The 25164-nt window shown below is 72.9% G+C and carries 23 protein-coding genes and 2 pseudogenes; 14 read left to right on the top strand and 11 right to left on the bottom strand.

The features are described 5' to 3' along the window. Nucleotides 1–112 precede the first annotated feature (112 nt). The 3 genes and pseudogenes from NBM05_RS11940 to NBM05_RS15920 all read left to right on the top strand — a co-directional run bounded on the left by NBM05_RS11940 (nucleotide 113) and on the right by NBM05_RS15920 (nucleotide 2539). Entirely contained in the window at nucleotides 113–1546 is a 1434-nt protein-coding gene (locus NBM05_RS11940) for an MFS transporter (RefSeq protein ID WP_254167704.1), read from the top strand. A 71-nt stretch (nucleotides 1547–1617) separates the two neighbouring features. Further along, nucleotides 1618–2244 (top strand): annotated as a pseudogene (locus tag NBM05_RS15925) (alcohol dehydrogenase catalytic domain-containing protein); the annotation flags it as partial. After that, on the top strand, nucleotides 2186–2539 hold the full coding sequence (locus NBM05_RS15920) for a zinc-binding dehydrogenase (protein ID WP_373689328.1): 354 nt from the start codon (nucleotides 2186–2188) through the stop codon (nucleotides 2537–2539). The pseudogene NBM05_RS15925 and the gene NBM05_RS15920, both read left to right, overlap by 59 nt. Before the next feature lie 20 nt (nucleotides 2540–2559). On the opposite strand, the gene NBM05_RS11930 is transcribed toward NBM05_RS15920, so the two are convergent. After that, a complete protein-coding gene (locus NBM05_RS11930) occupies nucleotides 2560–3540 on the bottom strand; it encodes a LacI family DNA-binding transcriptional regulator (RefSeq protein WP_254167701.1) in 981 nt (326 codons plus the stop codon). A gap of 200 nt (nucleotides 3541–3740) precedes the next feature. Here NBM05_RS11930 and NBM05_RS11925 point away from each other — a divergent pair, with 200 nt between their 5' ends. The 10 genes and pseudogenes from NBM05_RS11925 (at nucleotide 3741) to NBM05_RS11880 (ending at nucleotide 13092) form a co-directional block, all read left to right on the top strand. After that, nucleotides 3741–4517: a LamB/YcsF family protein gene (locus NBM05_RS11925; RefSeq protein ID WP_254167699.1), complete on the top strand. Its 777-nt coding sequence runs from the start codon at nucleotides 3741–3743 to the stop codon at nucleotides 4515–4517. Next, nucleotides 4514–5227, top strand: coding sequence for a 5-oxoprolinase subunit B family protein (locus NBM05_RS11920; RefSeq protein ID WP_254167697.1), 714 nt, complete (start codon nucleotides 4514–4516; stop codon nucleotides 5225–5227). Before NBM05_RS11925 ends, NBM05_RS11920 begins: the two co-directional genes overlap by 4 nt. Next, the gene (locus NBM05_RS11915) at nucleotides 5224–6261 is read left to right on the top strand and encodes a 5-oxoprolinase subunit C family protein (RefSeq protein ID WP_254167695.1); all 1038 of its coding nucleotides are present in this window, start codon (nucleotides 5224–5226) and stop codon (nucleotides 6259–6261) included. Before NBM05_RS11920 ends, NBM05_RS11915 begins: the two co-directional genes overlap by 4 nt. Further along, entirely contained in the window at nucleotides 6230–7555 is a 1326-nt protein-coding gene (locus NBM05_RS11910; RefSeq protein WP_254167693.1) for an MFS transporter, read from the top strand. The genes NBM05_RS11915 and NBM05_RS11910 overlap by 32 nt, the downstream gene beginning before the upstream one ends. A gap of 73 nt (nucleotides 7556–7628) precedes the next feature. Then, nucleotides 7629–8384: an SDR family oxidoreductase gene (locus tag NBM05_RS11905; protein ID WP_254167691.1), complete on the top strand. Its 756-nt coding sequence runs from the start codon at nucleotides 7629–7631 to the stop codon at nucleotides 8382–8384. Continuing rightward, nucleotides 8381–9130: a 4-carboxy-4-hydroxy-2-oxoadipate aldolase/oxaloacetate decarboxylase gene (locus tag NBM05_RS11900; protein ID WP_254167689.1), complete on the top strand. Its 750-nt coding sequence runs from the start codon at nucleotides 8381–8383 to the stop codon at nucleotides 9128–9130. Before NBM05_RS11905 ends, NBM05_RS11900 begins: the two co-directional genes overlap by 4 nt. Beyond that, nucleotides 9127–10347 carry an aspartate transaminase gene (locus NBM05_RS11895; RefSeq protein WP_254167687.1) on the top strand — a complete coding sequence of 407 codons (1221 nt, stop codon included), beginning with the start codon at nucleotides 9127–9129 and terminating at the stop codon, nucleotides 10345–10347. The genes NBM05_RS11900 and NBM05_RS11895 overlap by 4 nt, the downstream gene beginning before the upstream one ends. Before the next feature lie 46 nt (nucleotides 10348–10393). Continuing rightward, a pseudogene (locus NBM05_RS11890) lies at nucleotides 10394–12147 on the top strand (acetyl/propionyl/methylcrotonyl-CoA carboxylase subunit alpha). Nucleotides 12148–12295: 148 nt separating this feature from the next. Then, nucleotides 12296–12712 carry an SRPBCC family protein gene (locus NBM05_RS11885; RefSeq protein WP_254167685.1) on the top strand — a complete coding sequence of 139 codons (417 nt, stop codon included), beginning with the start codon at nucleotides 12296–12298 and terminating at the stop codon, nucleotides 12710–12712. Next, nucleotides 12709–13092, top strand: a complete 384-nt coding sequence (locus NBM05_RS11880; protein WP_254167683.1) for a RidA family protein — start codon at nucleotides 12709–12711, stop codon at nucleotides 13090–13092. The genes NBM05_RS11885 and NBM05_RS11880 overlap by 4 nt, the downstream gene beginning before the upstream one ends. Before the next feature lie 12 nt (nucleotides 13093–13104). On the opposite strand, the gene NBM05_RS11875 is transcribed toward NBM05_RS11880, so the two are convergent. The 10 genes from NBM05_RS11875 to NBM05_RS11830 form a co-directional block, all read right to left on the bottom strand. Then, a complete protein-coding gene (locus tag NBM05_RS11875; protein WP_254167681.1) occupies nucleotides 13105–15039 on the bottom strand; it encodes a penicillin-binding transpeptidase domain-containing protein in 1935 nt (644 codons plus the stop codon). A gap of 158 nt (nucleotides 15040–15197) precedes the next feature. Next, nucleotides 15198–15665: a ribonuclease E activity regulator RraA gene (gene rraA, locus NBM05_RS11870; RefSeq protein ID WP_254167673.1), complete on the bottom strand. Its 468-nt coding sequence runs from the start codon at nucleotides 15663–15665 to the stop codon at nucleotides 15198–15200. Between the two features lie 61 nt (nucleotides 15666–15726). Continuing rightward, on the bottom strand, nucleotides 15727–16572 hold the full coding sequence (locus NBM05_RS11865; protein WP_254167671.1) for a response regulator transcription factor: 846 nt from the start codon (nucleotides 16570–16572) through the stop codon (nucleotides 15727–15729). Nucleotides 16573–16682: 110 nt separating this feature from the next. After that, nucleotides 16683–17213 (bottom strand): hypothetical protein, encoded by a 531-nt coding sequence (locus tag NBM05_RS11860; protein ID WP_254167669.1) that lies wholly within the window; start codon nucleotides 17211–17213, stop codon nucleotides 16683–16685. Next, a complete protein-coding gene (locus NBM05_RS11855) occupies nucleotides 17197–17904 on the bottom strand; it encodes a signal peptidase I (protein WP_254167667.1) in 708 nt (235 codons plus the stop codon). The genes NBM05_RS11860 and NBM05_RS11855 overlap by 17 nt, the downstream gene beginning before the upstream one ends. Then, nucleotides 17901–18521, bottom strand: a complete 621-nt coding sequence (locus NBM05_RS11850) for a hypothetical protein (protein ID WP_254167665.1) — start codon at nucleotides 18519–18521, stop codon at nucleotides 17901–17903. The genes NBM05_RS11855 and NBM05_RS11850 overlap by 4 nt, the downstream gene beginning before the upstream one ends. A gap of 84 nt (nucleotides 18522–18605) precedes the next feature. Next, on the bottom strand, nucleotides 18606–19127 hold the full coding sequence (locus tag NBM05_RS11845; RefSeq protein ID WP_254167663.1) for an alternate-type signal peptide domain-containing protein: 522 nt from the start codon (nucleotides 19125–19127) through the stop codon (nucleotides 18606–18608). A gap of 166 nt (nucleotides 19128–19293) precedes the next feature. Further along, complete coding sequence (locus NBM05_RS11840; protein ID WP_254167661.1) at nucleotides 19294–20946, bottom strand: BCCT family transporter; 1653 nt, start codon at nucleotides 20944–20946, stop codon at nucleotides 19294–19296. A gap of 169 nt (nucleotides 20947–21115) precedes the next feature. After that, nucleotides 21116–22501, bottom strand: a complete 1386-nt coding sequence (locus NBM05_RS11835; protein WP_254167659.1) for an APC family permease — start codon at nucleotides 22499–22501, stop codon at nucleotides 21116–21118. Nucleotides 22502–22582: 81 nt separating this feature from the next. Further along, nucleotides 22583–23911 (bottom strand): hemolysin family protein, encoded by a 1329-nt coding sequence (locus tag NBM05_RS11830; RefSeq protein ID WP_254167657.1) that lies wholly within the window; start codon nucleotides 23909–23911, stop codon nucleotides 22583–22585. A gap of 533 nt (nucleotides 23912–24444) precedes the next feature. Between NBM05_RS11830 and NBM05_RS11825 the strand changes: the two genes are divergently transcribed. Then, on the top strand, nucleotides 24445–24903 hold the full coding sequence (locus NBM05_RS11825; RefSeq protein WP_254167655.1) for an acyl-CoA thioesterase: 459 nt from the start codon (nucleotides 24445–24447) through the stop codon (nucleotides 24901–24903). Nucleotides 24904–25164: the final 261 nt, after the last annotated feature.

The following is a 25164-nucleotide window of genomic DNA, read 5'->3' as shown; positions in this document are numbered from 1 at the left end:
CCAATGTACCGTCTGAGGTCTGATCGAAAAGTAAGCAGGGTGATCGAGGCCCGCGGGATCCGCGCGCCCGCCCGCCCGCGCATCGCACTCGCACCCCACAGGAAGGCACACCGTGTTCGGTCCCGAGAACGTCCGACGGCGCTGGAGCGTCGACGAGGTCACCGTCACCCAGCCGAGCGTCATCAAGCGCGCCGTCGGCGCCGCGGCGATCGGCAACATCACCGAGTGGTACGACTTCGGCGTCTACGGATACCTCCAGACCACGATCGAGGGGGTCTTCCTGCCGAAGTCCGCCGGCGTGGCCGGGGGCATCATCGTGGCCGGCCTGTTCGCCGTCGCGTTCCTGGTCCGCCCCTTCGGCGGCATGTTCTTCGGCCCGCTGGCCGACCGGATCGGCCGCAACAGGGTCCTGGCCATCACCATGGTCATGATGGCGCTGGGCACCTTCGCGATCGGGATCCTGCCCGACCACGCCGCGATCGGCCTCTGGGCGCCCTTCCTGCTGCTGGGCTGCCGCCTCCTGCAGGGCTTCTCCACGGGCGGCGAGTACGGCAACGCGATGACCTTTATCGCCGAGTACGCCCCCGACCGGCGCCGCGGCTTCCTCGGCTCCCTCCTGGAGGTGGGCACGCTCACCGGGTACCTGCTCGGCGCGGTCTTCGCGACCGTCATGGGCCTGCTGCTCAGCCCCGACCAGATGCTCTCCTGGGGCTGGCGCATCCCGTTCTTCCTCGCCCTGCCGCTGGGCCTGGTCGGCGTCTACCTGCGCTCCAAGCTGGCCGACACGCCGGCCTACCTGCAGCTCGAGGCGGCTTCCGAGAAGCGCGAGAAGGACAACAAGACCAAGGGCCAGTTCCGCAAGATCTTCGCGCTCTGGCCGAGCCTGCTCACCTGCATCGGGCTGGTGCTGGCCTGGAACGTCGCCAACTACATGCTCACCGCCTACATCCCCACCTACTTCCCGGCGGTCACCCGGATCCAGGGCGGGGGCGGCGTCTCCGAGCTGACCTCGCAGGTCCTGCAGATCGTGGTGATGGCGATCCTCGTGGTCCTGATCCCGGTCATCGGGTGGATCTCCGACCGCGTGGGCCGCAAGGCCGTGGTCCGCACCGGCTCGGTCGCCCTGATCGTGCTCTCGATCCCCTCGATCCTGCTGATCCGCGGCGACGGCGACCTCACGGTCCTGCTGGGCCTGCTCATCATGGGGCTCACCCTGATCTGCTTCAGCGCGACCATGCCCTCGACGCTGCCCTCGCTGTTCCCGACCGCGATCCGCGCCGGCGCGCTGTCCATCGCGTTCAACGTCTCGATCTCGCTGTTCGGCGGCACCACCTCCACGGTCATGAGCGCGCTCGTGGGATCCACCGACAACCTCATGTGGCCCGCGTACTACCTGATGGCCTCCGGCGTCGTCGGCCTCGTGGCGATCCACTTCGTCCGGGAGAGCAACGGCCGCCCGCTGTGGGGCTCGACCCCCGCGGCCGGCTCCCGCGAGGAGGCCGAGGAGATCGTGGAGGACCTCAACCGGGAGCACGCCTCCGCCTGATCCCGCGGACGACGCGGGGGACCTCGGCGGCACCGCGGGTGTTGGCGCCCCCGCGGGTGTTAGATGGACCCATGATGCGAATCCTGGGATACGAGGAGTACGGCGGCCCCGAGGTCGCGCGGATGATGACCGTGGAGGAGCCCTCGCCCGGCCCGGACCAGCTCCTGGTGCGCATGACGGCGGCCGGGGTCAACCCCGCGGACGTCAAGGTCCGCTCGGGGCAGCGGCAGGGCGGGTTCCCCGTGCGCTTCCCCATGGCGATGGGGCGGGAGGCGGCCGGCGTCGTCGTCGGCGTCGGGCCCGGTGCGGAGGCCTTCGCCCCCGGGGACCGCGTCTTCGGCGCGGCGGCCGCGGGCACCGGGACGCTGGCGGAGACGGTCCTGCTCGAGGCGGGCTCCGCGGCCCGGATCCCCGACGGCGTCGAGCCGGCCCAGGCGGCCAGCATCCCGGTCTCCGTGGGCACCGCCTACGACGCCCTGCACGAGCTGGGCCTGCCCGAGGGCGGCGTCCTGCTGGTCCTGGGGGCGGGCGGCGGGGTCGGCAGCGCGGCGTGCGGTCTCGGCGCTGCCCGGGGGCTGCGGGTCCTCGGCGTCGCCTCGGAGGGCAAGCGGGAGCTCGTGGAGGGGCTCGGCGCGCGGCATGTGGCCTCCGGGGACGGCTGGGCGGACCGGGTGCGCCGGGCCGCGCCGGAGGGCGTGGACGGGGTGGTGGACCTCGTCGGCGGCGAGGTGCTGCGCGACGCCGCGGCCCTGCTCCGCTCGCCCCACGCGCTGCGCAGCCGGCCGATCCCGCCCTCGCCGAGAGCCTGGGCGGCGGCGGCGTCACGCGGCGGCGCACCGGGAGGTCTTCGCGGAGATCGCCGCGCTGGTCGCCCGCGGGGAGTTCGCGCCGGTCGTCAGCGCCGCCCACCCGCTCGACGACGCCGCGGCGGCGGTCGCCGCGGTCGAGTCCGGGCACGCCGCGGGCAACGTGGTGGTGCTGGGGGCGGCGTAGCGCGGGCGGGCGCGGCGCCGTTAATCCCGCGGGGCCGGCCCCGTGGACTCGCGCACCGAGAGGTGCGCCGCCTGGCGGTCGATCCGGTGCGCCCGGTCCCGCTGGGAGAACTGGCTGATCAGCAGGTCCGCGGCCGCGCGGCCGGCCCGCTCGCCGAAGGCGGTGACCGTGGTCAGCGGCGGGTCCGAGAACGAGGCGGCGAAGATGTCGTCGCACCCCACCACGCTCATCCGCTCCGGGACGGGGATGCCGCGCCGCCGAAAGCGGTCCAGCGCCCCGATGGCCAGCGTGTCGTTGAAGAAGATGCAGGCCGTGGCGCCGGTGAGGGCCACGACGTCGGCCGCGGCCGCCCCCGACTCCACCGAGGGCAGGAAGTTGCCCACCGGCGTCAGCTCCACCCCGTGGTGGGCGGACCGCGCCGTGAGCGCGTCCATCCTGGCCCGGTCGCTCCACGAGCTCTCCGGGCCGCGCACGTAGGCGACGTGCCGGTGCCCCAGCGAGACCAGGTAGTCCAGCGCCTGCGAGCACCCGGCGGGCGTGTCGATGAGGACCCCGGAGAGCCACGGCACCTCGCGGTTGAGCGTCACGATGGGGACGTTGTCCGCGATCCCGCTGAGCACGGCGTCGTCGGCCCGCGGTGAGGCGAGGACGATCCCGTCCACCGTCTGCGAGAGCTCGACCAGCCAGGTGGTCTCCACGTGGACCGACTCCTCGGTCGAGACCATGAGGAACAGGAACTCCGCGGCCTGGGCCTGCGCCTGGCAGCCCCGGATCAGGTCGAGGTTGAAGGGGTTCGAGAGGTTGGGTAGGACCAGGGCGATGGTGCCCGAGGAGAGCCGGTCCCGGCCGCCCGGCAGCATCGCCGACTCGTAGCCCATCTCCCGCGCCTTCCGCGCGATCCGCTCGTACATCGCCGGGCTCACCCGGTTGGGGTTCGAGAGCGCGCGGGAGACCGTCGAGGGCGCGACGCCGCTGGCGCGCGCGATCTCGCTGAGCGTCACCCGGCGCCTCACGCGCCGCTCCGGTATGGCCATCGTCTCCACCCTTCGGCAAAAGCTTTGCCACTTTTTGCCAGCATAGCCCCGTAAATGCGCGACTTTGGCACCAATTTGGCATACGACTCGGCAAGTCCTGCACAAGCTCGCCCCCACCTTGTTAGCGTCATCACAGGAAAACCCGCGGACACGGACAAGGAGCACCCATGGCACAGCGCATCGACCTCGTGGCCGACCTCGGCGAGAGCTTCGGCCCCTGGACCATGGGGGACGACGCCGCTCTCCTCGAGGTGCTCACCTCCGCCAACGTCGCCTGCGGATTCCACGGCGGCGACCCCCGCGTGATGGACCGCACGGTCGCCGAGTGCGTGCGCCGCGGCGTCGCGATCGGCGCCCACCCCAGCTTCCCGGACCTCGTGGGCTTCGGCCGCCGCGCGATGGACCTCACCCCGCACGAGGTGCGCACCGACGTCGTCTACCAGCTCGGCGCGCTGGCCGCCTTCGCCGCGTACCACGGCACCCGCGTCGCGCACCTGGCCCCGCACGGCCGGCTCGGGAACCTCGTGGCCGTGCGCCCCGACTACGCCGAGGCCGTCGTCGACGCCGTGACCCGCGTGGACCCGGAGATCATCGTCCTGGCGCAGGACGGGGCCCTCGCCGACGCCGCCCGGGCGGCCGGCCTGCCGGTCGCGATCGTGGGCATCGCCGACCGCGCCTACGAGGACGACGGCACGCTGGTCCCCCGCTCCGAGGAGGGCGCGGTGATCCACGACGTCGACGAGATCGCCCGCCGCACGGTGCGCATGGTCCGCGACGGCGTGATCGACAGCCGCCACGGCCGGGAGATCCCGGTCGCCGCGGACACCGTCCTGCTGCACGGCGACAGCCCGGAGGCCGTGGAGACCTCCCGGCGGATCCGCGCGGAGCTGGAGGGCGCCGGCGTCGAGATCGCGCCCCTCGATCCCGAGCGGCTGCGCGCATGAGCGCCGCCCTGATCAGCACCGCGGGCGAGGCGGCCGTGCGCGTGACCGGCCGGACCGGCGACCGCGAGCGCGACTGGCGCCTCGTCCACCGCCTGGCCCGCCTGTTCACCGGCTCCGAGATCCCCGGCTTCACCGTGGCCATCCCCACCTACGAGTCCGTCCTGGTGGAGTTCGACGCCGCCGTGACCGGCCACGAGGAGATCGTCGCCCGGATCGAGGCAGCCCTCCCCGGGCTGGACCTCGACGCGCCCCTGCACGAGCACCCCCGGCACTTCCGCGTCCCCGTCCTCTACGGCGGCGAGGGCGGCCCGGACCTGGACCGGGTGGCCGAGCTGACGGGGATGACGCCCGACGACGTCGTCGCGGCCCACTCCGCCCCCACCTACACCGTCCGCTGCCTCGGCGCCCCCGGCGGCTCGCCGATGCTCGACGGCCCGGACCTCTCCGTGCCGATCCCCCGCCTGGCCAGCCCGCGGACCCACGTCCCGCGGGGTGCGGTCTCCCTGGCCGGGCGCCAGGCGACCATCACCCCCGCGGCCGCCCCCGGCGGCTGGTGCGTGATCGGCTGGACCCCGCTCACGGTGCTCGACCTCGACGCCGAGCCGCTGGTTCCCTACCGCCCCGGCGACACGCTGGAGTTCGTGCCCGCGAGCGCGGACGACGTCGAGCGCCTGCGCGGCACCCGCATGATCCCGGAGGAGGCGCGATGACCGGCGGGCTCACGATCCACGAGGCCTCGATGGCCCTGGTCACCGACCTCGGCCGCGTGCGCGGGCCGCAGTTCGGCCTGCCCGTCAACGGGGCCCTGGACCAGTACTCGGCCCGGGTCGCCAACATCCTGGTCGGCAACGCGGAGCACGCGCCCCTGGTCGAGCTCACGCTCTTCGACCTCGCATTCACGCCCGACCGGGACGTCCTGGTCGCCGCGACGGGGGCGGAGATGACGCTGGAGGTCGGCGGCGAGCCGCGGCCCCAGTGGGAGCCGGTGCCCGTACGGGCCGGCGAGCGGGTCGCGCTGCGGGGCATGGTCGCCGGGATGCGCTGCTACCTCGCGATCCGCGGCTCGGTGGAGGTCCCGCACCTGCTCGGCAGCTGCGCGCCGGACACGGTGGTCGGCTTCGGCCACTCCCTGTCCGCGGGCGAGCGCCTCGAGCTGGCCGGCCCGGACGACGCGCCCATGAGCCCCTACCTCGGGATCTCGCTGTACAACCTGGGGGTCTGCCCGCCGAGCCTCGACGGGACGGCCGTGGTCGACGTCGTCGACGGCCCGGAGATCGGGGAGTTCGGGGGCACCGCGCACCGGCTCTTCCGGCAGCCCTACGAGGTCTCCCCGCGCAGCAACCACATCGGCCTGCGGCTCGGGGGCGCGGAGGTGCCCGTGCGGACCAGCACGGACGAGAAGATCTCCCGCGGCGTCCCGGTGGGCGCCGTGGAGGTCCCGCCGGGCGACGAGCTGCTCGTCCTGCACCGGGGGCGCGGCGTGACGGCCGGCTACCCGGTGCTGGGCGTCGTGACGTCGACGTCGCTCGACACCCTGGGCCAGCTCAGGCCGGGCCAGTCGGCGGTGTTCCGCCACGTCGACGCCATGCAGGCGCGCAGTGACGTGCGCGCCTGGCGAAAGGCGCTCGACGCCCTCCGCACCAACGTGACGACCGTCTTCTCGAGTCTTGGTTTCGGGGACGGCGCCACGCCCAATCAGAGAGGTTATCACCATGAGCTCACCAGCCTCCGTGCGGGCGACTGAGTCGCCGAGCAGGCGCAAGGTCCTCACCGCCGGCTGCATCGGCATCTTCGTCGAGCTGTACGACAACGGCATCTTCGCCTTCATGGCGACGGCGCTGGCCATCGTCTTCTTCCCCGGCGACGGGGCCACCGGCGCCCTGACCTTCGTCTTCGCCGGATACGCCGTGTCCTTCTTCGTCCGCCCGCTGGGCGCCGTCTTCTTCGGCGTCCTGGGCGACCGGATCGGGCGGCAGCGCATGCTGGTCGCCGTCATCATGCTCATCAGCATCGCGACGGCGTGCCTCGGCCTCCTCCCGCCGTACTCGGCGATCGGGCTCGCGGCGCCGATCCTGGTGATCCTGCTGCGCATGGCGCAGGGGTTCTCCGTGGGCGGCGAGGCCGCCGGCGCCATGACCTTCCTCGCCGAGCACGCCCCCGAGGGCAAGCGCGGCCTGCACACCAGCTACGCGCAGGTGGCCTCCTTCGCGGCCCTGCTGACCGGCACGCTGGTGGCCTTCGCGATGTCCCCGTGGCTCTCGCTCGAGGCGATCGAGGGCGGCGGGTTCGGCACCTGGGCCTGGCGCATCCCGTTCCTGGTGGCCGTGCCCCTCGGCATCATCGGCTGGTACATCCGCCGGTCCCTCGAGGACACCCCCAACTTCCAGCGCCTGCAGAAGACGGGCGGGCTCTCGCGGAACCCGCTCAAGGAGGCCTTCAAGACCCCGCAGCACCGCCGGGCCATGCTCTACGCGCTGTTCATCCCCCTGATGAACGGCTCGGGGTACTACGTGCTCTTCAGCTTCATGCCCTCGTTCCTGCAGGGCGAGAAGGTCGGCTTCGACATCGGCACCGCGCTCGTCGTGACCGGCACCAGCCTGATCGCGATCTGCATCGCCATCCCGTTCATGGGGGCGCTGTCGGACCGGATCGGCCGCAAGAGGGTGATCGCCGGGGCGGCGGTGGCCATGGCCGTCGTCGCGATCCCCTCCTACGCGCTGATCGCCACCGGCGAGCTGCCGCTGGCCATCCTGGGCGCCTGCATCATGGCGGTCGTCTTCGCCGGCCACACCGCGGTGCTGCACGTGCTGATCGTGGAGCTGTTCCCGACCCGCATCCGCTACAGCGCCTACGGCCTGGGGTACAACATCTCGGCCGCCCTGTTCGGCGGCACCGCGCCGCTACTGATGACCTGGCTCATCGGCCTGACCGGGAACATCTACATGCCCGCGTTCTACGCGGTGGTGACCGCGCTCGGCACGCTGATCGCGGTGCTGAGCCTCACCGACCGCGCCCACGTGCCGCTGCGCGACGACTAGCCACCCGGGCCGCGGCGGACGGCCAGCCGTCCGCCGCGCACCGACCGACGCACTACCGAAAGGGATGGATCACATGCCATACAGCGACTACCGCACCGCCCTGGTGACCGGGGCCTCCACCGGGATGGGGGCCGCCACCGTCGAGAGGCTCGCGGCCGAGGGCCTCACGGTGCACGCCGTGGCCCGGGACCGCGCCCGGCTCGAGGAGCTGGCCGAGCGCACCGGGGCGATCCCCCACGCCGTCGACCTCTCCGACACCGACGCCCTCGAGGCGGAGCTCGGCGGCCTCGAGGTCGACGTCCTGGTCAACAACGCGGGCGTGAGCCGGCAGGGCAACGTCCTCAGCTCGACCCGCGAGGACCTGGACGACATGGTGGACGTCAACGTCCGCGCCGTCCTGCAGCTGGTCCGGATCTTCCTGCCGGGCATGGTGGAGCGGGACCTCGGGCACGTCGTGAACATCTCGAGCATCGCCGGGCTGTACAACTTCTTCGGCCACACCGCCTACCACGCGACCAAAGCCGCGGTGCACCAGATCTCCCGGCAGATCCGCAACGACACCGTCGGCAAGCGGATCCGCGTCACGGAGATCGCCCCGGGCCGGGTGGAGACCGAGATCTTCGGCCGGAACCTCGGCGGCACCCCCGAGGCCATGCGGGAGGCCTGGGAGACCTTCTACGAGGGGTACGAGTCGCTGACCACGGAGGACATCGTCTCCGCGATCGACTTCGCGATCTCCGCGCCCCGCCACGCCAACCTGGGTCTCATCGAGATCATGCCCACCTTCCAGGTCCCCGGTGGGCTCACCTTCGACAGGAGAGAAGCATGAGCATCAACGCACCCGCGGCGCAGCTGAGCAGCCCGCCGCACGTGACCACCAAGATCGAGCGGGCCGACGCCGCGGCGCTGGCCGGGCTCGGGAAGTTCGGCAGCGCCACGATCCACGAGGCCCAGGGCCGCCGCGGCGCCGTGCAGTCCGGGATCAAGCCGATCGACCGGGACATGCGCTTCTCGGGCTCCGCGTTCACCGTGGTGTGCGCGCCGCGGGACAACCTGATGCTGCAGGTCGCGATCCACTACGCGCGGCCGGGCGACGTGCTGGTCGTCTCCGCCGCGGGCATGCCGCAGGCCGGCACCTTCGGCGACGTGCTGGGCAACGCCGCGAAGGCCAAGGGCATCGCGGCCGTGGTGACCGACAGCGGCGTCCGGGACACCCAGGCGCTGCGGGAGCTGGGCCTGCCGGTGTTCTCCGGGAGCATCTCCATCACGGGGACGGTCAAGGAGACCCTCGGGCCGATCAACCAGCCCGTGACCTTCGGCGGCCAGGTCATCCGCCCGGGCGACGCCGTGGTCGGGGACGCGGACGGCGTCGTCGTGGTCCGCCGCGAGGAGGTCGAGGAGGTCACCCGGCTCTCCCAGGAGCGGGAGGACACCGAGAACCGCCTGATCGAGGAGTACAAGGCCGGCCGGACGACGATCGACCTGTGCAACCTGCACGACGTCCTGCGGGCCAAGGGGATCACCACGGACCTCGACGACGTCGACCCCGACCACGGTCTGGGGGCGCGCTCATGACCGCCGAGACGAGCACCTTCACGCCCTCCTCCCGCGTCCGGCGCATCAAGGTCTCCCCCAGCACCGCCGCGGCGGCCCGCGTGCGGGAGCTCAAGGCCGAGGGCCGGCCCATCCTGGACCTCACGGTGGGCGAGCCCGATGCCGACACCCCGCGGCACGTCAAGGACGCGGCGATCGCGGCGATCGAGGCCGGGGAGACCAAGTACACCTCCGTCAACGGCACCCCGGCGCTGCGGGAGGCGATCCGCGAGCGGATGCTTCGCTCCTCCGGGATCGAGTATCCCGACGCCGCGATCACCGTGGGCGGCGGCGGCAAGCAGATCATCTTCCTCGCCTTCACGGCCTCGCTGGACGAGGGCGACGAGGTCATCGTCCCCGCCCCGTACTGGGTCTCCTACCCGGACATGGTGCGGGCCAACGACGGCACCCCGGTGATCGCGGAGACGACCCCCGAGGACGGCTACAAGCTCACCCCGCGGCTGCTGCGCGAGTCCCTCACGGAGCGCACGCGGTGGCTGGTGCTCAACACCCCCAGCAACCCGACCGGCGTCGCCTACTCCCGGGCGGAGCTGGAGGCCCTGGCAGAGGTGCTGGAGGAGGCGCCGCAGGTGCGGGTGCTGACGGACGAGATCTACGACGAGATCTACTTCGGCGAGGGCCGGATGGTCGGGCTCGCGGAGGCCGCCCCCGCCCTGCGCGAGCGGATCTTCACGGTCAACGGGGTCTCCAAGAGCTACGCGATGACGGGCTGGCGGCTGGGCTACGGCGTCGGGGACCCGGAGCTGGTCAGGGCCGTGAACCTGCTGCAGTCGCAGACCTCCTCGTGCCCCTCCTCGATCAGCCAGGCGGCCGCCGTCGCGGCGCTGACGGGGGACCAGGAGTGCGTGCGGCGCGGCGTCGAGATCTACCGGCAGCGGCGGGACCGCGCGCTGGAGCTGCTCGCGGGGATCGACGGGCTGGAGGCCGTGGTGCCCGACGGCGCGTTCTACCTCTTCGTCGGGTGCCGGGGGCTCATCGGGCGGCGCACGCCCGAGGGCGGGACCCTGGAGAACGACCAGGACGTCACGCTGTACCTGCTGGAGAGCGCCGACGTCGCGGTCATCCAGGGCTCGGCGTACGGCACGGAGCCGTTCTTCCGGATGTCCTACGCGACCGACCTGGGGACCATCGAGGCGGCGCTGCGGGCCGTGGGCGAGGCGGTCGCGCGGCTGCGCTGAGCCAGTGCGAGCCCCGGGGCCCCTTGGAGACGAACAGGAGACGACGATGACGGGATTCAGCAAGGTGCTGGTCGCCAACCGCGGCGAGATCGCGGTGCGGGTGATCCGCGCGGCCCACGACGAGGGGCTGGCCGCCGTGGCCGTCTACGCCGAGCCGGACCGCGGCGCCCTCCACGTGGAGATGGCCGACGAGGTGGTCCCCCTGGGCGGGGCGACCGCGGCCGAGTCCTACCTGGACATCGCCAAGATCCTCGAGGCGGCGCGCCTCACCGGGGCCGACGCCGTCCACCCCGGCTACGGCTTCCTCTCCGAGAACGCGGAGTTCGCCCGCGCGGTGGGCGAGGCGGGCCTGGTCTGGATCGGGCCTCCCCCGGCCGCGATCGAGGCGCTGGGGGACAAGGTCTCCGCGCGGCGGATCGCGGAGAAGGTGGGTGCCCCGCTCGCCCCGGGCACGGTGGATCCCGTGCGCGACGCCGAGGAGGTCCTGCGCTTCGCCGACGAGCACGGCCTCCCCGTGGCGATCAAGGCCGCGCACGGCGGCGGCGGGCGCGGGATCAAGGTGGTCCGCGAGCGCGGGGAGATCCCCGCGCTCTACGACTCGGCCGTGCGCGAGGCCGTCGCGGCGTTCGGGCGCGGCGAGTGCTTCGTGGAGCGGTTCCTCGACGCCCCGCGTCACGTCGAGACGCAGTGCCTGGCGGACGCGCACGGGACCGTCGTCGTGGTCTCCACCCGCGACTGCTCGCTGCAGCGGCGGAACCAGAAACTCGTGGAGGAGGCGCCCGCGCCGTTCCTCTCCGAGGAGCAGAACCGGGAGCTGTACCGCGCCTCGGGGGCGCTGCTGCGCGAGGCGGGGTACGTGGGCGCCGGGACGTGCGAGTTCCTGGTGGGACGGGACGGCACCATCAGCTTCCTCGAGGTCAACACCCGGCTGCAGGTCGAGCACCCGGTCTCCGAGGAGGTCTCGGGGCTGGACCTGGTCGCGGAACAGTTCCGCATCGCCCGCGGCGAGCGGCTGACCCCCGGGCACCCGGAGATCCGCGGGCACTCCCTCGAGTTCCGCCTCAACGGGGAGGATCCGGGGCGGGACTTCCTGCCCTCCCCCGGCACCATCACGCGCTTCGAGGTCCCGAGCGGGCCGGGGGTGCGGGTCGACGCCGGGTTCCGGGCGGGCGACGTCGTCTCCGGGGCCTTCGACTCCCTGATCGCCAAGCTGGTGGTCACCGGCGGCTCGCGCGAGCAGGCGCTGCGGCGGGCGCGGCGCGCGCTCGCGGAGCTGCGCGTCGAGGGCGTCCCCACCGTGCTGCCGTTCCACCGGGCCGTGCTGGAGGAGGCGGCCTTCGCGCCGGAGCTGGCGGGGGCGGACGACGCCGGTCGGGGCGGGGCGCCGCCGCCCGGTTCGCCGTCCACACGCGCTGGATCGAGACGGAGTTCGCGCGGGAGCTCCCCGCGGGCGCCGCCTCCGGGACGCCGCCCGGGCCCGACGTCGTCGAGCTCGCCGGGCGGCGCGTCCGGCTGCCCGTGCCGCCGGCCCTCCGGGCGGAGGTCCCCGGCCTCGCGGAGGACGACGACCTGCCCGGCGCCGCGGGCGACCGGCTCACCGCCCCGGTCCAGGGCGTGGTGACGACGGTGCTGGCGGAGGAGGGCGCGCGGGTCGCGGCGGGCGAGCCGCTGCTGGTCCTCGAGGCCATGAAGATGGAGCAGCCCGTGACGGCCCACCGCGCGGGGACGCTCACCCTGCTCCGGGCGCGGGCGGGTTCCACGGTCGCCTCGGGGGAGGTCCTCGCGCTGATCGAGGACTGAGGCGGGCGGGCCGGGGCGGGCCGGGGCGACGGCGTCGACGGGCGGGCCGAGAGGCCGGGATCGGTGATTCCGGGCCGGCGGGCCGGCGTCGTCCACAGGCCCGGGGCCACCCCTTGCCCCCGGGCCCGCCGCGGACCAGGATGGGGTCATGGACAGTCAACACATCGGCGTGGTGATCCGGCGGCCCCCGGACGAGGTCTACGAGTTCGCCTCCAACCCGGCCAACATGCAGCGCTGGGCCGCGGGGCTGGCCCAGTCGGAGGTGAGCCGGGAAGGGGACACGCTCGTCACCGAGTCGCCCATGGGGCGCGTCAGCGTCCGGTTCGTCGGGCGCAACGCCTTCGGCGTGCTCGACCACGAGGTGACCCTCCCCCACGGGGAGACCGTCTACAACCCGCTGCGCGTGCTGCCCCACCCCGAGGGCTCGGAGGTGGTGTTCACGATCCGCCAGGACGGCATCGACGAGGAGACCTTCAGCCGCGACGCCGCGATGGTCCGGGACGACCTCGCCCGCCTGCGCGGCATCCTCGAAGAGGTCAGCCCCCTGCGGGAGGACTCGCCGTGATCGAGCACATCAACCCGGACGCCCTGCACCGCTCCGAGCACTACGACCAGGCCACGCTCCTCCAGGGCCCCCTGCTGGTGATCGGCGGCCAGAACGGCGTGACCCGCGAGGGCGAGCTGCTGGAGGGCGTGGAGGCGCAGGCGGCCCAGGCCATGCGCAACGTCCTGGCGGTGCTCGACGACGTCGGGACGGATCGCGACCACGTCGGGCGCCTGGCCATCCAGATCGTCGGCGACGCTGACGTGCAGGCCGCGAGCGCCGCGGCGCTGAAGGTGTGGGGGCACCACCGCACCGCCGTCGTCGTCGGCGTGGTCACCGCGCTGGCCCGGCCCGGGGCGCTGGTGGAGATCGACGCCCTGGCCACCCTGCCCAACGACTGACCGTGCGGGCCGTCAGCCCCGCGCGGAGTCATCCTGCGCCGGCAGCTCCGCGAGCCGGGTCAGCAGGTCCTGCATGATCGGGCCGCCGGTCACGGCGCCGTAGTCGCCGTCCTCCACGAAGACGCTGACCGCGAGATCCCCCTGCGTGGCCACCACCCACGAGTGGGTCTTCGGCGGGGTCTCCTCGCCGTACTCGGCGGTCCCGGTCTTGCCGCCCACCGGGGCGCCGGGGACGTCCTGCAGCACGGTCAGGTGGCCGTCCGTGACCACCCCGCGCATCATGTCCCGCAGCTGCTGGAACCGCTCCTCGCTCAGCGACGACGACGCCGGGGCCTCGCCCGCCTCGCGCTCCTCGACCAGCCGCGGCTGCACCACGGAGCCGTCCTGGATGCTCGCCGCCATGACGGCCATGCCCAGCGGCGAGGTCAGCACCCGGCCCTGCCCGATCATCGACGCCGCGTGCTCGGCCCCGGAGTCCTCCTCCTCGATGGACCCGCCGAACGCCTCGACCCCCAGGTCGTAGTCCTGGCCGAAGCCGAGGGAGCGCGCGGCGTCGGCGAGCTCCGCCTGGGACAGCTCCCCGCGCTCGGCGATGAAGGCCGTGTTGCAGGACTGCGCGATCGCCTCGCCCAGGCTGATCTCGCCGAGGTGCTCCGCCGGGTAGGTGCTCGCGTTCGCGAACTCGCGCCCCTCGACGTCGACCTCCGGCGTGCACTGCACCGGCGAGTCCGGGGTCATGCCCTGCTCCAGCAGCCCGGCCGCGGTGGCCAGCTTGAACACCGAGCCGGGCGCGTACTGGCCCAGCAGCGCGGTGTTGTACCCGTCCGAGTCCGGGCCGTCGGCCGCCGCCAGGACCTCTCCGGTCGAGGGCCGCACGACCACCGCGGCCGACGCCGACTCGACGTCCGCGAGCGCCTCCTGCGCCGCGTCCTGGTAGCGCTCGTCCAGCGTGGTCGCGAGGTCCTCGCCGTCCGTCGCCTCGACCTGCTCGAGGATCCGGCCGGCCCCCGGGGCGGACGTGCCGTCGGTGCCGGGGGCCACCGAGACGACGAACCCGTCCTCGCCGGCCAGCTCCTCCTGGAACGCCCCCTGCAGGCCGCCGCGCCCGACGACGTCGCCGGCCGCGAGCGCGCCGTCCGAGCCCTCGATGTCCTCCGAGGTCACCTCGCTCACCGACCCCAGGACGCCCGCGGCGAATCCGCGCTCCCGGGCCAGCGGCAGGGTGTCGGCCAGGGCGGTCGCCCCGCCGATGCCGCGCACGCGGTCCGCGACCTCCTCGTAGTCGCCCTCCCGGAGCACGATCGCCTCGACGAAGGCCTGGTCGCCGTACGCCGCGACCTGCTGCGCGTACTGGTCCGGGTCGATCTCGAGCACCTCCGCGAGCTGGCGGGCGGAGCGCTCGGCCGACTCGGCGGAGATCCCCTCCTTGTCGATCCCCACGCGCTGCACCGGCCGGTCGCCCATCAGGACGACGCCGTTCGCGTCGAGGATCTCGCCGCGCTCGGCGGGGGCGCGGTCCACGCGCAGGGCCTCCCCCTCGCCCAGGCCGGGAGCCAGGGACCCCGGGGCGTAGTCGAGGACCCAGGCGTCCTGCCCGTCGCGCTCGAGGGTCGCCTCGGTGCGGTAGGTCCACGCGGCGTCGTCGGAGATCTGCCAGGTCCAGTCCAGCTGGGCCGTGCCGGTCCCGTCCCCGGGCGCGTAGTCGGCCAGGGTGACCTCCGGGTCCACGGGCATCTGTGCGAGGGCCTCGGCCAGCTGGTCGGGGGCGTCCGGGGAGCCGGTGGCGACGCCGTCCAGCGAGCGCGCGGACAGGGCCTGGGCCAGCCGCTCGGCGGACTCCCGGCCGTCGTCGGTCGAGCAGCCGCTCAGCACCACGGAGGCGCCCAGCACGGCGAGGGTGGAGAGTACGAGCGGACGGGAGCGGGGGTGCGAGCGCTGGGTGATCATCCCTCCAGCCTAGGGCGCGCGGCCCCGGGCACCGCACCGCGCGAGCGTGAGACGCGCGAGCCCCGGCCGGGCGGAGGACGCCGGACGGGGTGGGTGAGGGACGGGCCGGCCGGCGGCGCGGCCCGGCACCCGCGAGGCGGGCCGCCCGGCGTCGCAGCTCAGCGCTCGACGAGGATCCCGTCCGCGTCGCTGTAGAGCCGCTTGCCGGGGGCGAATACGACGTCGTCGACCGTGAGGGTCACGTCCCGCTCTCCCTCGCCGGTCTTGGTGCTCTTGCGCGGGTTGCTGCCGAGCGCCTTGACGCCGATGGCGGTCCGCGCGATCTCCTCGCGGTCCCGGATCGCGCCGAAGATGACGACGCCGGCCCAGCCGTTGCCGCGCGCGAGCTCGGCGATCATGTCCCCCATGACGGCGCGCTTGAGCGAGTGCCCGGCGTCGACGACGAGCACCTGCCCCTCGCCCGGCTCGGACAGGACCGACTTCAGCAGGGCGTTGTCCTCGAAGCACCTGACGGTTCGCAGGGGCCCCTCGAAGGCCTCGATCCCGCCGAGGTTCTGCATCTGCAGGGAGAGGGACTGGATGTCCTCGCCCAGGTCGTCGTAGAGGTCGGCGGTCTTCACGGTCATGGTTCTCCTCGGGGTCGGGTGAGGTCCGTCTCACTCTACCGGGGGTCACCGCCCGGCCGGGTCAACGCGGGCGCGCGGCCCGGTAGCCGACGCCGCGGACCGTCTCGATCCACCGCGGGTCCATCGCGTCGTCGCCCAGCTTGCGGCGCAGGTTGGCCACGTGGACCTCGATGCTGCGCTCGTCGGCGGTGGAGACGAAGGTCCCCGACTCGGCGTCGCCGTCCCGCAGCTCCCGGACCAGGGCCCGCTTGGTCCGGACCATCCGGCCGCAGCGCAGGATCGCGTGGACCAGCGCGAACTCGGTGGGGGTCAGCGGCAGCTCCGCCTCGCCCAGCAGGGCCGTATAGGTCGCGGGCTCCACCACGAGGTCGTTGAGGACGAGCCGGTGGGGGCGCAGCGTGGCCTGGTGGTGGCTCCTCGAGCCCTCCCCGGGCACGACGATGGCGCCCAGACGCCTCATTTCCTGTCGCCACGAACCCCCCGGGACCGCCGGGTCGAGACCGTGCCGGGCGGGCGACCTGGCGGGGGCCCTGATGCGTTCGCTGCGGCGCAGGAGGGCGTCGACCCGCGCCCTGAACTCGCGGCGCCTGAGCGGCTTGGTCATGTAGTCGTCGGCCCCGGCTTGCAAGCCGTAGACGACGTCGGCCTCCTCGGTCCACGCGCTGATCGCCACCAGGTGGGCGTCGGAGAGGCGGCGGATCCGGCGGATCGCCTCGAAGCCGTCGATGTCGGGGAGGTCCATCGCGAGGGTGACCAGGTCTGGCTCCACCTCGGCCGCCAGGGCCACCCCGTAGATGCCGGCATCCGCGTAGTGGACCTCGAACCCCGTGCGGCGGAGGATCGCCCCCAGGACGGTCCGCATGCCGTCATCGTGCTCGACCACCACGGCGACACGGCCGTCATCCATACATACTCCGGTCCGCGGCCATGACCATCTCCCTCACATCATTGAAATTTTACCCACCTCACAAGCCACGACACATAGACGAAAGTAGTCTTGCCGGTTCCGTGCCCGCCCTAGAAGCCCGTCCCCGCGTACGGGCCGCACTCGATTCTCGCATCGCGGTCCGGCGACCTCTCGACGAGGACGGCACGGTAGGCGGGCTCGCCACCCGCCGCAGCGCCCTCGCGGAAGGGCTGGATCCTGAGCGCATATCGCTCCTGCCCCTCCTCCGGCGCGGCCGCCTCCAGCGGGATCTCGCCGCTGGTCCCGGAGATCGTGATCGGCCCCGTCGTCCGCCCATCCTCCGCCCGCAGCACCAGGGTGTACGACGTCGCCCCCGGGCTGGCGTCGAAGGCCACCGCCAGGGATGCGGCGGCCGTGCCGGCGGAGGACGCCTCGCAGCGGATGCTGGACGCCTCGACGGCGGCCGGTGCGAACTCGGCGATCGAGACCGTCGCCGTGACGGCTCCCTGCTGCGACCACAGCGCGTGGCCGACCGCCCCGGTCACCCCGCTCAGGACCACCGACAGGTAGACGACCAGGGCGACGCGGAGACCGGGGATCCGGCGCCCGCCCCGCGCCCGGGCCTCACCGCGCCTGCCCATCGGGTACCGCCTTCCCGTCCGTCGTCTCGCTCCGGTCCCCCGCCGCGGCCGCACCGGCGGACCGAGCGCCTCGGCGTCGTCCCGACAGACCCGCGCTGACGAGGGCGTAGAGGCCGTAGAGGATGAGTGCGGCCGCCAGCGCCTGCCCCACGACTCCGCGCTCTTGGTGGCCGAGCCAGTTGGCGACGTGGCCCACGAGGGGGACCGCGAAGAACAGCTTCCCGCGCACCTGGACCTCGCGGACCGGTTGCGCGTCGAGCTCCGAGTTGTTGTCGCCCCGGGTGATCAGCATCGGCTCGCCCTGCTGGTCGGCCGTCATCGAGACGACCCGGTGGCTGACCACCTCGGGCCGGCCGGACTCGATCTGGTACGTGATGACGTCTCCAGGCCGCAGCTGCTCGAACGGCGTCGGCTTGACCACCATGAGCGTGCCCGGAGGGTAGTGGGGGCTCATGGACGACGTGAGGATCGTGTAGGTCCCGGAGTTCGTCAGGGCGGGGACGACCACGAGCACCAGCGCGGCGAGTACGGCGGCGCAGAGGGCCAGGAAGCTGAGGACGGCCAGGGCGCCCCGCGAGAGACGCCGCCAGAGGGGCCGCGCCGGCTCGAGGTCCCCTCCCACGGCGTCGGCACGCTCCGGGGCCGCGCGGTCCGCCTCGACAGGCGCGGGCGCGTGCGCGTCCTGGATCATGGTTCCCCCTCGGAGCCGGCCACCTGGAGGGCCGTGAGATCGAGCGTGACGCCCGCCTGCAGTCCACTCAGGTCGGCGGGCGCGTCCGGTGACAGCGTGGCGCGGAGGCAGAGGCCCCCGGTTCCGCCCTTGCCCACGGTGAGCGACGGGAGGTCCCCCACCGCGGCGGTCCCGACCGGGAGGGGCGCATAGGCGGCCGCCTCGCAGGGCACGGGGCCGGCGGCGGCGAGGCCCAGCCGCAGCGAGTCGCCCAGGGCGGAGGCCGCCGAGGCCGGCGTGATCGCCGCCGGCCCATCCGGTCTGATCCGCAGGTCGAAGGAACCGCCCGCGTCGGTGAGGTTGCTCAGGTCCACGCGGTAGAAGGCAGTCCCGCCGCGGTCGAGCTCCCCGCCCGCGGCCTGCACGGGCAGGGGCCGGGCACGGGTCTCACCCAGGGCACCGGAGCCGCCCGAGACGGGGTCGGCGACCCGGACGGTGAAGTCCGCCGCCTGCACCGCGCCCGCGCCCGCACCGACCACCTGGAACCACAGGGCGAGGGAGGCCTGCACCGTGAGCAGGCCGAGCACGACGGCGAGGGCCACGGCGCTCACCGCCCTCCAGCACGTCCTGGTGGACATGGGACCGCCCTCCACTGTGATCCGGGGTGCCGGCGGATCCGGCCCCGCGCCCGCCCGGGGCTGCGGGGCCGGATCCCCTCGGGACTACGCAGCCGCGCCGGCGTCCAGCTGCTCCAGCTTGAATCCGACGTTCTCGAAGTCGTGGGTCGAGAGCGTGTCGTCCGTGCCGGTGGTGGTGCTGAGGAACTCGAAGGAGATCGAGGCCTCGAACTGCCCCGACTCCGAGAGGGTCGCGGGGACCGGGTCCCCCGCGGTCGTCGTGAGCACCGGGTCGCTGACCTCGATGTTCTGGGAGTCGAAGCCGGACTCGGCCACGCCGGTCGAGGTGAGCTCCGCCTTGAGGTTGTCACCCTCGAGCACGACGCCGATCGGCTGGCTGTAGGTCAGCGTGTCGCCGGGGACCACGCGGTACGAGGCGAGGTCCACGGCCTGGCCCTCGGCGTCGGTCCAGGTGCCCTGGCCCGCGGTGAGCGCGAGGTTACCGGCCTGCAGGGTGCCGGCCTCGGATCCCACGCTCTGGTTCCACACGGCCAGCGATCCGCCGCCGCCGATGAGCAGGACCACGCCGGCCCCGATGGCGAGTGCGCCCTTGGTTGTCTTCTTCATGACCATCCCTGAGTGTCCGGCCCGAGACCGGATTGCCCGGGCGATGATCATAGTTTCCCGGTAAAGGATCAAGGGAAGGACGCCGCCCGGCGCAAGGATCGGGCAATTTACGACCCCGCGGGAGGAACCCTTCGGCGTTCCTTGAGGGGATCTTGAGCCGCGGCGGTCAGGACCCGGCGCGCGGGCGCACGACCCCCTGCTCGAGCGCCAGCCGCCGCACGTACAGCGGCGCGCCCCAGACCGCCGGAAGCATCAGGAAGCCAGCGGGCACCGCGGTGACAACGATGAAGGACTGCAGCGCGTTGATCCCGCCGTCGCCGATCGAGATGAGCACCGCGGCCGCCGCGCCCATGATCAGGGCCCACAGGGTCCGCTGCACCGTGGACGGCTCGCCCGAGGGCGCGCAGGACTGGGCGATGCTGTAGGACATCGAGTCGGCGGTGGTCGCCACGAAGACGAGGGTGAGGACCAGGAAGGCGCCGCCGACCAGCGTCGTCATCGGCAGCTGCGAGGAGATGGCCATGACCGCGGCGGGCAGCCCGGACTCCGCCAGCGGCTCCGAGATCGAGCCCGGCGAGCGCTGCTCGAACATGACGCCGGTCCCGCCCAGCACGGTGAACCAGACGCAGCTGACCAGCGGGGGCAGCACCGTGGTGCTCACGATCAGGTCCCGGACGGTGCGCCCGCGGGAGATGCGGGCGATGAAGATGGCCATGAGCGGGGCGTAGCCCAGGAACCAGCCGAAGAAGAACAGCGTCCACTGGGACAGCCACTCCGCGTCGCCCTGGTAGAGGGTGGCGCCGAAGAAGCTCTGCGCGTAGACGCCGAGCCCGCCCACGAAGGACTTCAGCAGGTACCACGCGGAGCCCAGGACCACGATCAGGGCCATGAGAGCCGCGGCCAGCCAGATGTTCGCCCGGCTGAGGATCTGGATGCCCTTGCCCAGCCCGGAGATCACCGAGGCGCAGGCGATGCCCACCAGGAGGGCGATGACGATCAGCTGCGTGAGGTAGGTGTCCGGGACGCCGAAGAACGCCGAGAGGCCGTAGGAGACCTGCAGCCCGAGGAAGCCGATGGGGCCGACCGTCCCGGCCACCACCGCGATGATCGCCACGATGTCCGCGACGGCGCCGATCCAGTGCGTCGCGGCCCGGGTGCCCATCAGCGGGTAGAGCAGGGTGCGGGGGCGCAGCGGCATCCCCTTCTCGACGCCGTACATCATCACGATGGTCCCCAGCGAGCCGATGATGGCCCAGGCGAGGAAGCCCCAGTGCACGAAGCTCTGGGACAGGGCCGTGAAGGCGGCCTGGGCGGACCCGGGGTCGAGCTCGCCGACGCGCGGCGGGGTGCTCACCAGGTGGTTCACGGGCTCCGCCGCGGCCCAGAAGACCCCGCCGCCGGCCAGCAGGGTGCTCATGACCATGGCGACCCACTTGAAGCGGCCGAACTCCGGGACGGAGGTCCCGCCCAGCTTGGCCCGGGCCCACGGGGTGAACGCCAGGGCGATGGCGATGAGGAAGGTCGCCAGGAGGAGGATCTGCCAGTAGAGGCCGAACCACTGAGCGGACTTGGCCAGCCCGACGTCGACCCACGAGCTGACCGTCTCCGGGAAGACGATCGCGCCGAGGACGAAGGCCCCCAGGGCGCCGGCGCTGATGCCGGTCACCCAGCGGTCGGCCCCCACGGGCGCCGGGGCGGGCGATGAGCCGCGCTCCGGACGCCGCTCGCCGCCCAGACGGCCGGTCCGGGGGCCGGCCGTCAGGTCGGTCTGATGGTCCGAGGGGCTGACGGCCTCGTGATGGGTGGTCTCGGCGGACACGCGATACCTGATTTCCTGATCGATGCGCCGCGAAGACGATGGCCGCGCCGGCGGGCGCGGGGGTGCCCTTACGGTCCGGCGCTCGCGCGGCGTTCGACCGCGCCGGCTCCAGGCACATCGGACCAACCTATCAGCGCTGTCAACCGGGGGAGGTTGCGTGCGTCGGAGATCACTCCGCCGTCCGGCCGACCTGCGGGTTGTCCCGGGTGACCGGGGCCGGCGCGTCCTTGCCGCGGGTGGCCCGCGCGACGAGGAACAGGATCGTGCCCACCACGACGTAGCCGATGCCGATGAGCCACACCTCCAGGGTCTGCTGGGTCAGCAGTACGATGCTGGCGATCAACGCGACGATCGGCACGATCCGCGGCACCGTGAAGTGCCGGTGGGCCACCTTGTCCTTCTTGAGGACCAGGACCGAGATGTTCGCGGAGATGAACACCAGCAGGAGCAGCAGCACCGTGGTGGCCGCCAGCTGCCCGACGTCGCCCACCAGGCTCATGGCCATGGTCGCCAGGCCCACCGTGAGGATCGCGACCCAGGGGGTCCGGCGCCGCGGGAGCACCCGCCCGAAGACCTGCGGCAGGAGCGCCGCCTCCGCGAGGCCGTAGGTCGCGCGGCTGGCCATGACCATGAACAGCAGGGCGCCGTTGGCGATCGCCACCAGGGCGATCAGCGCGAACAGGGTCTCCGGCACCGCGACGCCGGAGGCCCTGACGACCTCGAGCAGCGGCCCGGTCGAGTCGGCCAGCTGCGAGGTCGGGACCACGATCGCGGCGCCCACGGCGATCAGCGTGTACACGATGCCCGCGGTGCCGATCGCCCCGAACAGCGCCCGCGGGTAGGAGCGGGTCGGGTCCTTGACCTCCTCGGCCATGTTCGCCGCGGCCTCGAAGCCGAGGAAGGAGAAGAAGGCGATGATCGACGCCGCGAAGATCCCGGCCACGGGGGCGACGTCGGGGGCGAACTCGACGGCGCGCGAGATGTCCCCGTCGCCGCTGCCGAAGACGATCGCCGCGACCACGATGATGATCGCCAGGCCGGTCATCTCGATCAGGGTCATGACCACGTTGGCCGAGAGCGACTCCCGCACGCCCCGCATGTTCACCAGGATCAGCAGCACGATGAAGGCGAGCGTGACCGGGACGGGCGGGACGTCGATGAGCGAGGCCAGGTAGTCGCCGGCGAAGGCGTTGGCCAGCGACGCCGCCGTCGTGATCCCGGAGGAGAGCATCAGGAACCCGACGAGGAAGGTCAGGTAGGGCCGCTTGAAGGCCACCTCGGCGTAGCGCGCCGCCCCTCCCGCCCGCGGGTACTTGGTGATCAGCTCCGCGTAGGTGCCGGCGGTCAGCAGGGCCAGGATCAGCGCCACGATCAGGGGCACCCAAAGGGCCCCGCCGACGTCGTTGGCCATGGTCCCCACGAGGGTGTAGATGCCGGCGCCGAGGGTGTCGCCGACGATGAAGAAGAACAGCAGGGTCGTGCCCACCGTCTTCTTGAGCTTGGTGGCGTGGGCCTTGGAGGTGACGACGCCGTCCTGGAATGTGACCTTGCTCATATCTGTCATGGGCCCAGTCTTCCATAAGCAGGCTGACCAGTGGTTTCGTCTCTGTCACCGGTTGATGACGATCGGGGCGGGTCAGCCGGCCGCCCGGCCCGCCTCCTCCACCCGGCCGGCCTCCGGGGCCCGGCTCGGGGCGATGCGCACCGACTCCACCCGGTGCCCGTCCATGGTGAGCACCTCGACCTCGCGCCCCTCGATCACCACGACGTCGCCGGCGCACGGCACCCGGTCGAGCTCGTCCTGGAGGAAGCCGCCGATGGTCTCGTACGGGCCCTCGGGGAGCTGGAGGCCGGCGTCGTCGGCCACGTCCTCCAGGGTCAGGCCGCCCTCGACGACGACCTCCTCCGCGCCCGGCCGGACCGGCGGAGGGGCGCCCTCGGCGTCGTACTCGTCCTCGATCTCCCCCACGAGCTCCTCCACCAGGTCCTCGAGGGTCACGATCCCGTCCGTGCCGCCGTACTCGTCGATGACGACGGCGATGTGGGTCCGCTCGCGGCGCATCAGCGTGATCGAGCCGAGGACGCCGTTGGTGCCCGGCAGCACCACGATCCGGCGCGCGAGGTCCCGGACCGTGCGGGAGCCCGCGCGGGGCTCGGCGAGCAGGACGTCCCGGACGTGGACGAAACCGAGGACGTCGTCGAAGTCCTCGCCCGTGACCGGGTAGCGGGAGTACGGGTGCTCCGAGATCTCGGCGACGGCCTCCGTGAGGGAGAGGTCTGCGGAGAGGAAGACGGCCTCGTGGCGGGGGCGCATGACCTCGCTAATGGTGCGCTCGTTGGTGCGGAAGACGTCGCGCAGGATCTGCCGCTCGTCCTCGGGCAGGCCCTCGTGGGCCACGACGAGGTCGCGCAGCTCCTCCTCGGACATCTGCTCGTTGGCCTGGTCGGGGTCCACCCGGAGCAGGCGCAGCAGCCCGTTGGTGGAGACCGAGAGCAGCCAGATCACCGGGCGCATGAGCGTGGCGAAGGTGTCCAGGGGCGGCCCCACCACCAGGGCGATCCCCGAGGAGCGCTGGAGCGCGAGGCGCTTGGGCACCAGCTCGCCGAGCACGAGCGAGCAGAAGGCCACCAGGAGGGTCATCAGCACCAGGGCCGCCGTCTGCGCGGTCTGCTCGCCGAGGCCCAAGCCGGTCAGGGCGGGGGCGAGGTCGGGGGCGATGGTCGAGGCGCCGTAGGCCGCGGAGAAGAAGCCCGCCACCGTGACGCCGATCTGGACCGCCGCCAGGAAGCGGTTGGGGTCGCGGGCGATGCCGGCCACGCGCTGCCCGCGGCGGCTGCGGCGCTCCATCCGGTCGATCTGCCCCTCCCGGAGGGAGACCAGGGCGATCTCCGTCGCGGCGAAGACGCCGCCGACCAGGACGAAGAGCAGGACGAGTCCTATGTTCAGCCAGGTTCCCGCGTCCATCAGCCGATCACCTCGGTGAGGCGGGACGGACGCGGGCCGGGACTTCGATAGTGATCCATGACTCCATGAAACTGCCCCGGGGCGTGGGGACGCAAGGATTTTTCGCTCAGGGGGAGAAGGGGCTGGCCGGAGGCGGGTTCGGCTTCGGCTTCGGCTTCGGCTTCGGCTTCGGCTTCGGCTTCGGCTTCGGCTTCGGCTTCGGCCGAGGAAACACCATACCCTTCGCGCTACTAGGCTTTTTCGGAGCTATCGTTCCGATGATTCGGGTCCGCGGCAAAGGCGGTGCACGATGCTGGAACCGGAGGCCCGCCCGCATGCCACATGCCGGAGACGGAATATGCCCGGAGGTAGAGATCGGGAAAACCTCGTTGAAGGAGGCCCTTCTCCTCACCCCATGCGACGACGCCCGTGCCCCGTTCCCACGACGTCCCGCCCGGCACGGCGCGACGTCCGCGCCCCCCGTCCCGCGAGCGCCACCGGACCTGCGTCCCGGGTCACAGCGACCCGCGCGCCCCGAGGTCTAGGCTGGTCGCATGACCTCCGAGAACCGCCCCGCCGCGCCGCAGGACCCCCAGATCAGCGAGGACGACGACGCGGTCAACTTCCGGACCCGCAAGTGGGTCAAGCCGGAGGACCTCAACGCCAACGGAACCCTCTTCGGCGGCTCCCTCCTGCGCTGGATCGACGAGGAGGCCGCCATTTACGCGATGCTCCAGCTCGGCAGCTACCGCGCCGTGACCAAGCTGATCTCGGAGATCAACTTCGTCTCCTCCGCGGTCCAGGGGGACATGATCGAGATGGGCCTCAAGGCCATCCGGTTCGGCCGGACCTCCCTGACCATGCGGGCCGAGGTGCGGAACATGATCACCCGCAAGCTGATCCTGTCCATCGACAGGATCGTCTTCGTCGCCCTCGACGAGGACGGCGCCCCCACGGCTCACGGATACTCCGAGATCACCTACCGGAGGGACCGCCTGCCCGGGCGCTCCTGAGACCCCGCACGGCCCAGACCACCAGCAGTCCCGTCACGGCGAAGAGGCATACGGGGAGGCCGACCACCGCCGCGGTCCCCGGCAGCGGACCGTAGAGGCTGCCGCCCCAGACGACCGCGGCCGCCAGCACCAGAAGCCCCAGGGCGGTGTCGAGGCGGGGGAACCCGGGGGGGCGCCCCGGGCCCTCCGCGGGGGACCCCACCACAGGGCACCCCCCTACCCGGCCGGGAAGGGGGGAGGGTCCCCGGGAGAGGGAACCCC

The sequence above is a fragment of the Rothia santali genome (assembly GCF_024199905.1).
Taxonomy (GTDB): Bacteria; Actinomycetota; Actinomycetes; order Actinomycetales; family Micrococcaceae; genus Rothia; species Rothia santali.
The sequence above is the reverse complement of the archived record's forward strand: the minus strand, read 5'-3'. Positions and strand labels throughout refer to the sequence as shown.